Raw genomic sequence first — 12342 nt, forward strand, 5'->3', positions numbered from 1 at the left:
TGAAAGATTGATCGGCCTGCTGTCATGGACGGAAGACGCGGGTGCTGCGGTCAGAGAACGGTGCGCAGAACCGTGTCGCTGATCTTGATCTTCGCCGCATTGGCGGCCGAACGGATATCGTCGAGCGACCGCCAGTGACTGCGGCCGCCGATAGTGGTCAGAGCACCGTTCTGCATCGCCACGAAAAGGCCGGTACGCCCCAGATTGACAATCTTGATCATCGCACGCCCCTCCCCTGTCTCCGGGCGCCGTCACCGTACAGGCATCTCTGCGCCCTATTTCGTATAGAGGCTTACCAAGAGGCGTCGCAATTCGTCAACAAGGCTTATCGTCATATCCTGAAGGTTGTCGAATGCGGTGACGCAGCGCCCACTTGCGCGCATTTTTTAAGTCTTTTCCTTGTTTCACGGTTCGTGGGCCGGCTTTGGCCGGTAAGACTTTCATCGGGCGCGGGGAACGCTGCGCTGCGCCGGTCCGTTCATCCCCTCAAATGGTTTGAAGCCCGGAGGAGGAATGGACGCCGCCACCGCGTCGCAGGATGTGATCAGCCTGCCCGTCACGATTCGCCCGGCCTGCCGGAACGACCTGCCGGATCTCGAATGGTTCGGGCTGCACACACCACACCGGGAAATCCTGGCCACGGCCTTTCGCGCCCAGGAACGCGGATGTGGCACCCTTCTGGTGGCGGAGGTCAACGGCTTTCCTGCCGGCCAGATCTGCATCGACTTTCAGCGCAAGCGGCATCTGCGCCGTGCGACGCTGTGGGCGTTGCGGGTGTTCCAGCCCTTCCGCAACCGGGGCATCGCCACACGGCTGATGGCCGCCGCCGAGGGCACCGCGCTCGACCACGGCTATTCGGAAGCGGAACTGGGCGTGGACCGGGACAACGCCGGCGTCCTCCCCTTCTACGAGCGGCTGGGCTACGAGCTGCGCGGCAACGAACGGGGGCGCTATTCCTACCGCACCCCGGCCGGCGAACTGATCCAGGTACCCATCGATCAATGGATCATGCGCAAGCCGCTGTTCCGGCAGGCGGCTTGGCAGACCGGAGCCGGCTTCGCGCCGGTCATTCCGCCGCCAGCGCTATGAGCCGGGCCGGACGGCGCCGCGGAAGACGGATGCGCGCGCCGTCCAGGATGTCCGCCAGTTCCCGCGCCGAATCCGTGGCCATGGTCAGGGCGACCAGGGGAAGCCAGCGGTCGAACACCTGGGTCGTCACGTCGCCTTCCCCGGCCTGCATGGCCGCCAGCGCGTCCAGCACCGCCATCTCGTCCATCCCGACCCGCGAACAGGACGGGCAGCGGAAGGCCGGGCGACCGGCGTTGGTCACGGCGAAGGTGCCCAGCAGCGCGAACAGCGGCAACAGAGCCGATGAGGGCACGCCGGCCACGCCGAAGCTGGCCCGCATGGCGGCCATCGCACCGGCGGTGCCGTGACGGAACCACTGCCGGAAACCGGTCAGAAGCGCGCGCTCCGCCGTCGTCAGATCGGACACCGTCCAAGGCGACAGCCGTCCCTCGCCCACCGAATCGCACATGTTGACCCCTCCCGACTGAAGTGACGGATCCGACCTTAGACGATCCGCACCTGATTTGCGAGTCATTCGCATTTGCAATCGATGGACCTTCTGACGCAGGGCGCCCGCACCGATGGGGGCTGTGACAACGCTCCGTGACAAACGCCGGCCCGGTCCGATGGAAAGGTCGGGTTAACCATATTCCGAGACCCTTTCCACGCCCGCAGACAGGAGCGTGGAAGGATGAGGCGGACAGTCGGACAGGCGCTGCTCGGATTGGTGGTGGCGTTGGCAATGCTTGGTACGGCGCAGACGGCGGCGGCCCAGATTCACCTGAACCCGGCCTATGGCGACGGCACCCTGCTCGGCCCGACGATGGCCCGCGGCGCGGTGGTGTGGAGCCACGGCCGGTCCGTGGAGGTGGAGGACTCGAACGCCCCCACCCCGCTCTATATGAAGACCATGCGGGACGCCGGGTGGGACGTGTTCCGTCTGGACCGCATGCGGGTCAGCGACACGCTGCCGAACAGCTCCCGCGCGCTCGCGGGCTACGCCGACCAGTTGAAGGACCGCGGCTACCGCAAGGTCGTGCTGACCGGTCAGTCCTTCGGCGCCTTCCTCTCGCTGATGGCCGCCGGGCAGAGCGATCGGGTGGACGCCGTCGTCGGCACCGCCCCCGCCGCCTTCGGCAATTTTTCCGAATCCTACGACAGCTTCCGCGACAACGCCGCTCAGCTCTGGCCGATCCTGCGCGGCATCCACAGCGCGCGGGTGATGCTGTTCTTCTTCCACGGCGATGATTTCGACCCCGGCGGGCGCGGGGAGTCGGCGCGCGGCATCCTGTCCTCGCGCGGGCTGGACCACATCGTGGTCGATCAGCCGGCTCTGCTGACCGGCCACGGCGCCGCAACGACCGGCATGTTCGTCCGGCGCTTCGGGGCCTGCATCCTGCGCTTCGCCGAGGCGCCGCCGCGCCGGGGCGACCCGTCCTGCGACGAATCCTGGGGCCGCACGCCGAGCGCGGAGCTGATGAGGGCGGCGGCGCCGGAGCCGCGCACCGGCAGCGGCACCTCCTCTCCGGCGGGCACCGGCGCCCGTTCCTTCCTCGGCGTCTGGTACGGCGCCTACATCAACGGCCGGGAGATCGCACTGGCGGTGGACCGGGTCGACGGCGACGCCGTCTACGCCGATTATGTGCTGGGGCCGGGCATGGAGGCCGACCAGCCGATGGAGCGCGCCCAGCGCAAGGGCCGCATCGAGAACGACGAGCTGGTGTTCGACGAGAAGGGGCGCAACGTGCTGCGCTACAGCGTCCGGACGGACGGGCGCCTGTCCGCCACCTGGCTGGACCGCTCCGGCAAAGGCCGTCTGGAAACGACCCTCCGCCGGATGGACTGAGCAATCACAGGCGGCGGGCGATCACAGACGGCGGGCAAGCGCCAGCAGCCCACCGGCGCCGATCATCAGGCCGCCGGTCAGGCGGTTGAGGGTGCGGGCCGCGGACCCGCTGGTCAGGCGGGCGCCGATGCTGTTGCCGCCGGTGGCGTAGGCCATGATCCAGCCAAACTCGATCACCACCATGATCGCCACCAACGCCACAAGCTGCGGCATCAGCGGGGCCGCCGGATCGATGAATTGCGGAAACAGCGCGGCCATGAAGACCAACGCCTTCGGGTTGCTGAAGGCGACGAGCAGCCCCCGCAGGAACAGGCGATGGGCCGGGGCTTCCTCCGCCGCCGCGGCGGCGCCGACGCGCGGCGAGCCGTCCGGCACCGGCGCCCGCCACGCGGCGATGCCGAGCCAGGTCAGATAGGCCACGCCCGCCCACTTCACCGCCTGGAAGGCTGGCTCCGACGCCGCCAGCAGGGCGCCGAGTCCGAGCACCGACAGGGTGGCCATCGTCGTCAGCGCCACGCACATGCCGAGCCCGCCCCAAGCCGCCCGACGGACGCCGTAGCGCAGGCCGAGGCTCATCGCCAGCAGCATGTTGGGGCCGGGAGTCATCGACAGCACGAAGGCCGTCGCGAAGAAGAATCCGAGGGTCTGCCAGTTCATCGCCGTCATCCGGAGAGAGGTCCGGAATGTCACCACGGCGCGGCGCGTCTGGCAAACGCCGCCTGTGCAAAGCTGGTCAACGCCGGTTCGATTCGCTCGGAAGCGGATTGCGGTAATCCCACGGCGGCGTGCGCAGCCACTCTTCCAGGCTGCCCGGCGCCGCCCGGCTTTTCGGTTCCGGCCGTTCAGCGGACTGGATGGGCTCGGGTGGTTTCGTACCCAGAAGCGCACCGGGCCATACCCGCCCGTCCCGATCGACCCGCGCGCGGTAGCGCAACCCCATCGAGGCGATGAACTCCCCCTGCCCGGTCGGGCGCCCGAAAGCGAAGACCCCTTCATAGCGGTGACCGTCCGGCAGGGTCAGGGTCCCCATGCCGGTGGCGAGGCCGTTTCGGAAGCGCCCCTGGAAGATCGTCCCGTCCTCGCGCCCGCGGCGTCCCGGTCCTTCGGCTCGACCATCGACGAAGACTGCCTCGATCCAGTCAGCCGGCTCCATACCATTGAACATTTCAAGAACACCAAAACCATGAGCGAAGCCGTTGCGGCAGGAACCGTTCCAGCGGACGGACCTCCCCCGGCTCAGGTCAGGGTCGCGGACGCGGCAGCCGCTGACCGGGTCGGTCAGAACCCGCTCCGCCGACTGCCGGCCCTTTCCTTGAACGGGGCACGACAGAAGGGCGCCCAGCAACAGGACCAGTCCGATGAGCAGGAACCGGGTTCGCATGATCGGATACTCCGCATGCGCGCACAGCCTTGCGCGGAAGCGGATCCAATCACCATGAGGAGGGCGCCGTCTGTGCCCTGCCTCTCACCTCACGCCGGTTTCGCCCAGCGGGCCGCCGCCGTGTCGTCGGACGCTTTGGCTTCCACCCAGCGCTCGCCTTCCGGGGTGGCCTCCATCTTCCAGAAAGGCGCCTTGGTCTTCAGCCAGTCGATCAGGAAATGGCAGCTTTCGAAGGCCGCCTCGCGGTGGGCGCTGGCGGTGGCGACCAACACGATCCGGTCGCCCGGTTCCAGCCGCCCATAGCGGTGGATGATCAGCGCGTCGTCCAGCGGCCAACGCGCCCGCGCCTCCGCCTCGATCGCCTCCAACTGCCGCTCGGTCATGCCGGGATAATGCTCCAGCGTCATGGCGCTGACGGACTCGCCGCCGGCCATGTCGCGCACCAGCCCGACGAACAGGGTCACCCCGCCGATGCCGGTCTTGCCGCCGGTCATCACGGCCAGCTCCGCCCCGACGTCGAAATCTTCGCTCTGCACCTTCACCGTCACGGCAAAGTTTCCTTCCTCAGCCGCCGGTCACCGGCGGGAACAGGGCAACCTCGTCGCCGGGGCCGACCGGGTGGTCGTAGGGCACATGCTCCTGGTTCACCGCGACCTTGACCACCGTGCTGTTGGCGAGCGCGTCGGCGTGCTTCGGGCTGCGGGTCTTCAGCCACTCCACCAGGGCGCCGACGTCCCCCACCTCCGCCGGCAGGTCCACCGTCTCGGTCGCCACGCCGATCTTGCTGCGCAGCCAGGCGAAATAGAGGATCTTCATCACCGAACCTCACTGAAAGGCAGGAAATCCACGATCATCCCCGGCTCGACGCGGGTGATCTCTTCCGGCAGTTCGACGAGCCCGTCGGACTCGACCATCGACGACAGGATGCCCGCCCCGTCGCGCGGGTGCTTGACCGCGGTCAAAACCCCGTCGGCGGCGCGGGCGAGCGTGGCCCGCACATACTCGCGCCGCCCCGCCTTCTTCTTGTAGGTAAAGCCCGCGCGCAGCGGGAACAAGGCGGGCGCCTCGTCGGCCGCCCCCATCAGCCGGAGCAGGATCGGGCGGGCGATGCGCAGGAAGGTGACCATGACCGCCACCGGGTTGCCCGGCAAGCCGACGAAGACCGTCCCCTTGACTGTGCCCAGGGCCACCGGCCGCCCCGGCTTGATCGCCAGCCGCCAGAAATGCAGGCCGCCCAACGCTTCCACCGCCGCCTTGACGTGGTCCTCCTCACCGGTGGACATGCCACCCGAGGTGATGAGAACGTCGTGCGTCCCCGCCGCTTCTTCCAATGCACCGCTAACGGCGTCGAGCCGGTCGGGCAGGATGCCGAGGTCGGTCACGCGGCAGCCGAGCTGGCGCAGCGCGGCGATCAAAGCGAAGCGATTGGCGTCGTAGATGCAGCCCGGCTCCAGCGGCACGCCCGGCTCCCGCACCTCGTCCCCGGTGGAGAAGACGGCGACACGCAGGGCGGTGCGCACCGTCACCTCCCGCCGCCCCAGCGAGGCGAGCAGGCCGATGTCCTCCGCCCGCAGCCGGCGGCCGGCGGTCAGGACGGTGCTCCCCCGCGCCATGTCCTCTCCGGCGCGGCGGCGGTTGGCCCCGCGGCGGATGCCGGGGGGAATGACGACGGTTCCCTCCCCCGCCTTGCAGTCCTCCTGCATCAGCACCGTGTCGAAGCCCTCTGGCATCGGAGCGCCGGTGAAGATGCGCACCGCCTCGCCGCGCCGTCCCGGACGGTCCAGCGCATGGCCGGCGGCGACGCGCGCCGTGACCGGCAGCAGCGTGGCCGCGTCCGGCGTCAGATCGTCGAAGAAAACCGCGTAGCCGTCCACCGCCGAATTGTCGTGGGGCGGCACGTTGAACGGCGCGACGACATCCTCGGCCAGCGCATGGCCGAGCGCGTCGGCAAGGCCGATCCGATGGGCCTCCGTGACGGGGTGGAGGCGGCCGGAGAGAAGCTCCAGCGCCCGGTCCACCGCCATCATCTCCCCGCCGAAGGCGAAGCAATCGTCGCTAAGCTGAGCCATCGCCCCACTCCACCCCCGCACACCGCCGTCTCAGACAGCCTGCCCCGTTGCCCCGCACCGGTCCAGCGCGCAACGCTCGATGATGAAGGAGGCGATGCCCTCCTCGTCGCTCAGGTCGAAGACGGGCACCTTGGCGTCCGGCACCGGCCCGTCGCTGGCGATCGCGACGATGCTCGGATCGTCGCGCGCGATCAGCGGCTTACCCACCGAGGCGCGCCACACCTCGATCTTCTCGTGCGGCTCACGCTTGAACCCCTCGATCAGCAGCAGATCGACCGGCGACAGCTTCGGCAGCAGTTCCGCCAGGGACAATTCCGGCTCGTCGTTCCGGATCTCGTGCATCAGCGCCCAGCGGCGGGGCGAGCTGACCAGCACCTCCGTGGCGCCGGCCTCGCGGTGATTGTGGCTGTCCTTGCCGGGATGATCGATGTCGAAGCCCTTGTGCGCGTGCTTCATGGTCGAAACGGTCAGGCCGCGCCGGATCAGCGCCGGGATCAGGCGAACGATCAGCGTCGTCTTGCCGCTGCCGCTCCACCCCGTCAGGCCGAACATCTTCATGGAAGCCCCTATCCTCCGCCTTGCCGCCCATCGCTGCGCGGGCGTTCCCCGGTCACATAGCAGAAACACACGGGCATGCGAACGGACAAACCGGAATGGCGGCCCGGTCTGCCATGTGCCGGAAAACAGACCGCGCCGAAACCGACCGCAGGAAAAGCGACTCAGCCCGGCGTGCGGGCCGGGTTGCCCGGGGCGCCCTTTTGCGGCTTGGCCGGCTGGTGGGCCATCATGTGCTTCAACCCGGCGCGCATGTAATCCCAGCCGGTGACGAAGGTGAGGATCGCCGCCACCCACAGGCCCAGCGTGCCGATCAGCGTGACCGGGATATGGACCGGGCCGTAATCGCCGACGATCAGGAAGCCGATCGCCACCATCTGGATCGTCGTCTTCCATTTCGCCATCCAGGTGACCGGCACCCCGACGTTCAGCCCGGCGAGATACTCGCGCAGGCCGGACACCAGGACCTCGCGCAGCAGGATGACCACGGCGGCCAGCACCGACAGCCCGGACAGCCGGGCGAAGGCGACCAGCATGATCAGCGTCGCGGCGACCAGCAGCTTGTCGGCGATGGGGTCGAGGAACTTGCCGATGACGCTTTCCTGCTCCCAGGCACGGGCCAGATAGCCGTCGAACCAGTCGGTGATACAGGCCGCGGCGAACAGGGCGCAGGCCGTGTAGGCGGCCCACGCCTCCGGGACGTAGAACAGCCCGACCACGACGGGAATCACCGCGATTCGCGACAGGGTGAGCAGGTTCGGCAGGCTGGTCAGCATCGGTCGCAACTCTGGAATCGGGGGAAACGCGCGGCGGGCGGCGTCATTCTAACCGTCTGAATGGAAATGATCGTATATCTTTTTCGCCACTGTCTTGCTGATCCCTTCGACCGACTCCAAATCCGCCAGACCGGCGCGGGAAACGGCGACGGCGCTGCCGAAATGGTGCAGCAGGGCCTTCTTCCGGCTGGGTCCGATTCCGGGAATCTCGTCGATCATCGATTTGCCCAACGCCTTGGTGCGCTTCGCCCGATGGGTACCGATGGCGAAGCGGTGCGCCTCGTCCCGCAGCCGTTGCAGGAAATAGAGCACGGGATCGCGCATTTCCAGCTGGAACGGCGCGCGGTCCGGCATGAAGAAGCGCTCCCGACCGGCGTCGCGGTCCGGTCCCTTGGCGATGCCGACCAGCGTCACGTCGTCGATCCCCAGATCGGCCAGCACGCCCAGCGCCATGTTGAGCTGCCCGACGCCGCCGTCGATCAGCACCAGATCGGGCCAGGTGCCCTGCGTCCGCTCCGGGTCCTCCTTGATCGCCCGACCGAAGCGGCGGGCCATGACCTCGCGCATCATCGCGAAATCGTCGCCGGCGGCGCCCTCGGTCTTGATGTTGAACTTGCGGTAGGCGTTCTTGATGAAGCCCTCCGGCCCGGCGACGATCATGGCGCCGATGGCGTGGGCGCCCTGGACGTGGGAGTTGTCGTAGACCTCGATCCTCTGCGGCGGGCCGTCCAGCCCGAACACCGTCGCCACCCCGTCGAGCAGCCGCGCCTGCGACGAGCTTTCGGCCAGCCGCCGCCCATGGGCCTCCCGGGCGTTGGTCAGGGCATGCTCGACGATGCGGCGCTTGTCGCCCCGCTTGGGCGCGGCCAGTTCCACCCGATGCCCGGCGCGCAGCGCCAGAGCCTCGGTCAGCAGCTCCTGTTCCGGCAGGTCGTGGCTGACCAGGACGAGGCCGGGAGCGGCCTTGTTCTCGTAGAACTGGGCGATGAAGGCGGCCAGCACCTCCGGGGTCTCGGCGCTCTTGTCGTGGCTCGGGAAGTAGGCGCGGTTGCCGTAGTTGCGCCCGCCGCGGAAGAAGAAGACCTGCACGCAGGTCATCCCGCCCTCCGCGTAGGCGGCGATCACGTCGGCATCCTCGATCACCCCTTCGACGTTGATGTCCTGATGCGCCTGCACCGCGGTCAACGCCCGGATACGGTCGCGGTAGCGGGCGGCGGTCTCGTAGTCGAGATTCTCCGCCGCCTCGGTCATCTTCGCGGCGAACTCCGTCTGGATGTCCCGGCTCTTGCCGGACAGGAAGGCGCGCGCCTGATCGACCTGCGCCTGATACTCCGCCGGGCTGACCCGCTCAACGCAGGGCGCGGTGCAGCGCTTGATCTGGTACTGCAGGCAAGGCCGCGTGCGCGCAGCGAACACCGTGTCGGCGCAGTTGCGCAGCAGGAAGGCGCGTTGAAGCGCGGTGATCGTCCGGTTGACCGCTCCCGCCGAGGCGAAGGGGCCGAAGTAATCGGCGTCGCGCGACCGCGCGCCCCGGTGCTTGGTCAGCTGCGGGTAATCGTGGTCCTTCGTGATCATGATGTGCGGGAAGGTCTTGTCGTCCCGCAGCAGCACGTTGTAGCGCGGCATCAGCCGCTTGATCAGGTTCGATTCGAGGAGCAGCGCCTCGACCTCGGTGTGGGTCGTGACGAACTCCATGGTCTCCGTCTCCGACACCATGCGCTGCAGCCGCACGGGCAGGCGGTTGACCTGGGTGTAGTTGAACACCCGCCGCTTCAGGTTCTTGGCCTTGCCGACATAGAGCACCGCCCCGTCGCCCGCCAGCATGCGGTAAACGCCGGGCGTTTGCGGCAGGGTCTTCAAATGCTCGCGGATCACCTCCGCCCCGCGGGCAAGATCAGCGGGGCGCCGGCGTGCGCGTGGGGTGGTGCCCGCGGCGCCTTGGGCATCGGCGCCGTCCGTCTCCGGGAGGACGAGGTCCGTGGGGGTGTCTGCGGTGTCGGCCATGTCTCGAATGTCGTCGGGTCCTGGGAATGGGTCAACCACCCCCCGTCCTGAATGGTTAAGACGAACGACACACCCATCGGCGGTCATTCATCGGGATATCCACGACTCCTGTGGATAAGTGTGTCGATAACCCAAGAGTTACCCCAACGGAACCAAGGCGGCCCAAGGGATTCCAAAGCTATGCTCAAAAATTGGGCGTTTCTCCTAAGTTATTGTTTTTCCTGATTTCACCCCGAGTCAAGTCGGCACTTTGGCGCTGTGCCGCTATTTTTCCGGATGGTGCAAACACCCCCTTGCTCCGATGAGGCCGGATGTGTACAACGCGCGGTCCTCTTGGCGGGGCGCAAGACCGATCGGAGCGCTGACCGCCGAACGGCATGGCTTCGCCTGGCCGAACCACCTATTCCGTAGGAACGAACCCCAAGGACGGCTGTGCCCATCCCAAATGCTCGCCGCCATCCAGCGCGACCATTTGCCCGGTGACCGATGGTGCATCGATAAGGAAGCGCAAAGCCGCGCAGATCTCTTCCGGTGACGGGCCGCGCTTCAGCGGAGTCGCGTCACGCTGCGCGGCGAACTCCTCGTCCGTCTGCCGGACATTCTTCAATGTCGGCCCTGGCCCGATCGCGTTGACCCGAATGCGTGGGGCAAGCGCCATGGCGAGCGTCTGGGTCAGGGTCCACAGGCCGGCCTTCGACAGGGTGTAGGATATGAAATGCGGAGTGAGGTTCCACACCCGCTGATCGATCATATTGACGATCAATCCCTCCGTGTCGCCCGGCACTTGAGCCGCGAAGGCTTGGCTCAATACGAAGGGAGCACGGAGGTTTGCCTCCATATGCCGATCCCAGGACTCGCGGGTCACGTCCTCCACCTCGTCCCTCTCGAATCGGGAGGCGTTGTTGACCAGCAGCGACAGTGGACCCAGCCGCTCAATCGCCTCGGGCACCAGCGCCTGCGCATCCAATTCGCGCTCCAGATCGGCCTGAAGCGCGACCGCGACGCCACCTTGACCGACGATCTGCGTCACCACCGCGTCAGCCTCGCTGCGGGAATGCCCGAAATGCACGCCCACGCGCCAGCCACGCGCCGCGAGATCGAGCGCGATGGCGCGTCCGATCCGCTTTCCCGCCCCGGTGACCAGGGCCGATTTCCTCTTGATCTCCACCATGCCGCCATAGGTACCCTGCCACCCGTTCCGGTCAAGGGGTTCCCTTCGGGTCGAGGACCGGACCAGTGAAAGGCGCGGTGAGCGGGATGCGGTCATGCTGAGGGAAGCCTTTGAGTATTTGACGACGCCCTGCCCGCCCTTGGCCCGCCGGTACGGCTATCTGGCGGAAGCGGTGGCCCTCGGCGCGCGCCACCGGCGCCAGCGGCAGGCCTGGGCTCCCCACGTCGATGCCTGCCGCCGCTTTGTCCAGGAGGCCGCCGAGCGGGCGCCGCAGGGTGGGCGGGCACTGGTGGCGGGGTCCGGCTTGCTGATCGAGGTTCCGCTGCCGCTGCTGGCCGAGCGATTCGGCGAGGTGGTGCTGGTCGACATCGTTCACACCCACACCGCTCGCCTGCAGGCGCGGCGCCATCCCAACGTCCGCCTGCTCACTCTCGACGTCACCGGTGCGCTGGCGCCGCTGGATGCCGCTCTCTCCGATGGCTCCCCGCTTCCCCTACCCTCACCGCCGAACGTGCCGGGGGAGCGGTTCGCCTTTGCCCTGTCCTGCAATCTCCTGTCGCAGCTCCCGCTTCTGCCCTTGGACGCCATCGACCGCAAGGCACCGAACACGCCAGAGGCGGAGCGGGACCGCTTTGCCCGAACCCTGGCGCAGACGCATCGCTCCTGGCTTTCCCGCGTCGCCGAACAGGCCACGCTCTTCACCGACACGGAAAGTCTCTGGATGGAGAGTGGCGCCGTTCAGGAGCGCGAGACTTCGCTCTGGGGGCTTGATCTCCCCTCTCCCGACCGCGTCTGGGATTGGGACATCGCCCCGGCCCCGGAGGAGGACCGTCGGCGCAGCCTGCGTCACCGGGTCGGCGCGTGGTTCAATCTTGCAGCCCCAGTTGGGACCTGACGGTGTGACAGGCGTCGCTTCCCGCGGTGAATTCCCGGCACACCAAGGGGCGGTGCTCATAGACGCTGCAAAACACGGACTCGCCGAGGGTGCCCATCAGGGCGGCGCAGCGGTTGCCGTTGCACCGCATGCGCCCGTCTTCCTTCAAGTGCTCCATGATTTCTTCACCGTCCCAATCGCCGATGAAGGTGGGCCACTCCCAGGAGTAGGCGCAACAGGCCCCACAGCTTTCGCAATCCGGTACGTCACCAGTCATCGGCATAAGCATGCCCCCGTTTTTCCTCGCCCGTCTCCCACCCCATTGCCCCCTCCCCCGCCGGGGGCGGGGGAGGGTCAGGGAGGGGGCCCGCAGCGGCACCTTTGGCACAACAGACACAACGAAAAGCCGGCGCTTCCCACGGGGGGAAAGCGCCGGCCTTGCCGTTCATGAAGCCGATTGTCAAGTGTGCTTGAAGCCTGCTGCGTCCGCGTCCGTTTTGGTTTGGCGTGTGCCGTGGTGACCTGGCGGCGACCTACTCTCCCACGTCTTAAGACGCAGTACCATCGGCGCTGAGGCGTTTCACGGCCGAGTTCGGAA

General features: G+C 67.7%; 15 protein-coding genes and 1 rRNA gene. 3 read left to right on the forward strand and 13 right to left on the reverse strand.

The window, feature by feature from the left end; translation table 11 throughout:
* Nucleotides 1–50 precede the first annotated feature (50 nt).
* Complete coding sequence (locus tag ACFPMG_RS06695; RefSeq protein WP_176025212.1) at nucleotides 51–221, reverse strand: hypothetical protein; 171 nt, start codon at nucleotides 219–221, stop codon at nucleotides 51–53.
* Between the two features lie 292 nt (nucleotides 222–513).
* Here ACFPMG_RS06695 and ACFPMG_RS06700 point away from each other — a divergent pair, with 292 nt between their 5' ends.
* Nucleotides 514–1089: a GNAT family N-acetyltransferase gene (locus ACFPMG_RS06700; RefSeq protein WP_376994420.1), complete on the forward strand. Its 576-nt coding sequence runs from the start codon at nucleotides 514–516 to the stop codon at nucleotides 1087–1089.
* Here the strand turns inward: ACFPMG_RS06700 and ACFPMG_RS06705 are convergent.
* On the reverse strand, nucleotides 1067–1537 hold the full coding sequence (locus ACFPMG_RS06705) for a hypothetical protein (protein WP_109071237.1): 471 nt from the start codon (nucleotides 1535–1537) through the stop codon (nucleotides 1067–1069). The two genes, ACFPMG_RS06700 and ACFPMG_RS06705, sit on opposite strands and share 23 nt — an antisense overlap.
* A 222-nt stretch (nucleotides 1538–1759) precedes the next feature.
* Here ACFPMG_RS06705 and ACFPMG_RS06710 point away from each other — a divergent pair, with 222 nt between their 5' ends.
* On the forward strand, nucleotides 1760–2914 hold the full coding sequence (locus tag ACFPMG_RS06710) for an alpha/beta fold hydrolase (protein WP_376994421.1): 1155 nt from the start codon (nucleotides 1760–1762) through the stop codon (nucleotides 2912–2914).
* Nucleotides 2915–2935: 21 nt separating this feature from the next.
* Here the strand turns inward: ACFPMG_RS06710 and ACFPMG_RS06715 are convergent, their stop codons facing one another.
* From ACFPMG_RS06715 to ACFPMG_RS06755, 9 genes are all read right to left on the reverse strand, one after another.
* Nucleotides 2936–3571, reverse strand: coding sequence for a LysE family translocator (locus ACFPMG_RS06715; RefSeq protein WP_038527879.1), 636 nt, complete (start codon nucleotides 3569–3571; stop codon nucleotides 2936–2938).
* Between the two features lie 76 nt (nucleotides 3572–3647).
* Nucleotides 3648–4295, reverse strand: a complete 648-nt coding sequence (locus tag ACFPMG_RS06720; RefSeq protein ID WP_376994422.1) for an MORN repeat-containing protein — start codon at nucleotides 4293–4295, stop codon at nucleotides 3648–3650.
* An 89-nt stretch (nucleotides 4296–4384) separates the two neighbouring features.
* Nucleotides 4385–4843 carry a molybdenum cofactor biosynthesis protein MoaE gene (locus ACFPMG_RS06725; RefSeq protein ID WP_376994424.1) on the reverse strand — a complete coding sequence of 153 codons (459 nt, stop codon included), beginning with the start codon at nucleotides 4841–4843 and terminating at the stop codon, nucleotides 4385–4387.
* Between the two features lie 16 nt (nucleotides 4844–4859).
* Nucleotides 4860–5111, reverse strand: a complete 252-nt coding sequence (gene moaD / locus ACFPMG_RS06730; protein ID WP_376994425.1) for a molybdopterin converting factor subunit 1 — start codon at nucleotides 5109–5111, stop codon at nucleotides 4860–4862.
* Entirely contained in the window at nucleotides 5111–6364 is a 1254-nt protein-coding gene (moeA, locus tag ACFPMG_RS06735; RefSeq protein WP_376994426.1) for a molybdopterin molybdotransferase MoeA, read from the reverse strand. Before moeA ends, moaD begins: the two co-directional genes overlap by 1 nt.
* A 30-nt stretch (nucleotides 6365–6394) precedes the next feature.
* On the reverse strand, nucleotides 6395–6922 hold the full coding sequence (mobB, locus tag ACFPMG_RS06740) for a molybdopterin-guanine dinucleotide biosynthesis protein B (RefSeq protein ID WP_376994427.1): 528 nt from the start codon (nucleotides 6920–6922) through the stop codon (nucleotides 6395–6397).
* 161 nt (nucleotides 6923–7083) lie between these two features.
* Nucleotides 7084–7695 carry a CDP-diacylglycerol--glycerol-3-phosphate 3-phosphatidyltransferase gene (gene pgsA / locus ACFPMG_RS06745; protein WP_114860597.1) on the reverse strand — a complete coding sequence of 204 codons (612 nt, stop codon included), beginning with the start codon at nucleotides 7693–7695 and terminating at the stop codon, nucleotides 7084–7086.
* A 48-nt stretch (nucleotides 7696–7743) separates the two neighbouring features.
* Nucleotides 7744–9699, reverse strand: coding sequence for an excinuclease ABC subunit UvrC (gene uvrC / locus ACFPMG_RS06750; protein ID WP_376994428.1), 1956 nt, complete (start codon nucleotides 9697–9699; stop codon nucleotides 7744–7746).
* Nucleotides 9700–10099: 400 nt separating this feature from the next.
* A complete protein-coding gene (locus ACFPMG_RS06755) occupies nucleotides 10100–10870 on the reverse strand; it encodes an SDR family oxidoreductase (RefSeq protein WP_376994429.1) in 771 nt (256 codons plus the stop codon).
* Nucleotides 10871–10964: 94 nt separating this feature from the next.
* Here ACFPMG_RS06755 and ACFPMG_RS06760 point away from each other — a divergent pair, with 94 nt between their 5' ends.
* A complete protein-coding gene (locus tag ACFPMG_RS06760; protein ID WP_376994430.1) occupies nucleotides 10965–11765 on the forward strand; it encodes a hypothetical protein in 801 nt (266 codons plus the stop codon).
* On the opposite strand, the gene ACFPMG_RS06765 is transcribed toward ACFPMG_RS06760, so the two are convergent.
* Both ACFPMG_RS06765 and rrf read right to left on the reverse strand, forming a co-directional pair.
* Nucleotides 11737–12033: a YkgJ family cysteine cluster protein gene (locus ACFPMG_RS06765; RefSeq protein WP_376994431.1), complete on the reverse strand. Its 297-nt coding sequence runs from the start codon at nucleotides 12031–12033 to the stop codon at nucleotides 11737–11739. The two genes, ACFPMG_RS06760 and ACFPMG_RS06765, sit on opposite strands and share 29 nt — an antisense overlap.
* A gap of 231 nt (nucleotides 12034–12264) precedes the next feature.
* Nucleotides 12265–12342: ribosomal RNA gene (rrf, locus tag ACFPMG_RS35410) — 5S ribosomal RNA — on the reverse strand; the annotation flags it as partial.

Origin of the sequence: Azospirillum himalayense (genome assembly GCF_042657465.1) — a bacterium.
Classification (GTDB): Bacteria; Pseudomonadota; Alphaproteobacteria; order Azospirillales; family Azospirillaceae; genus Azospirillum; species Azospirillum himalayense.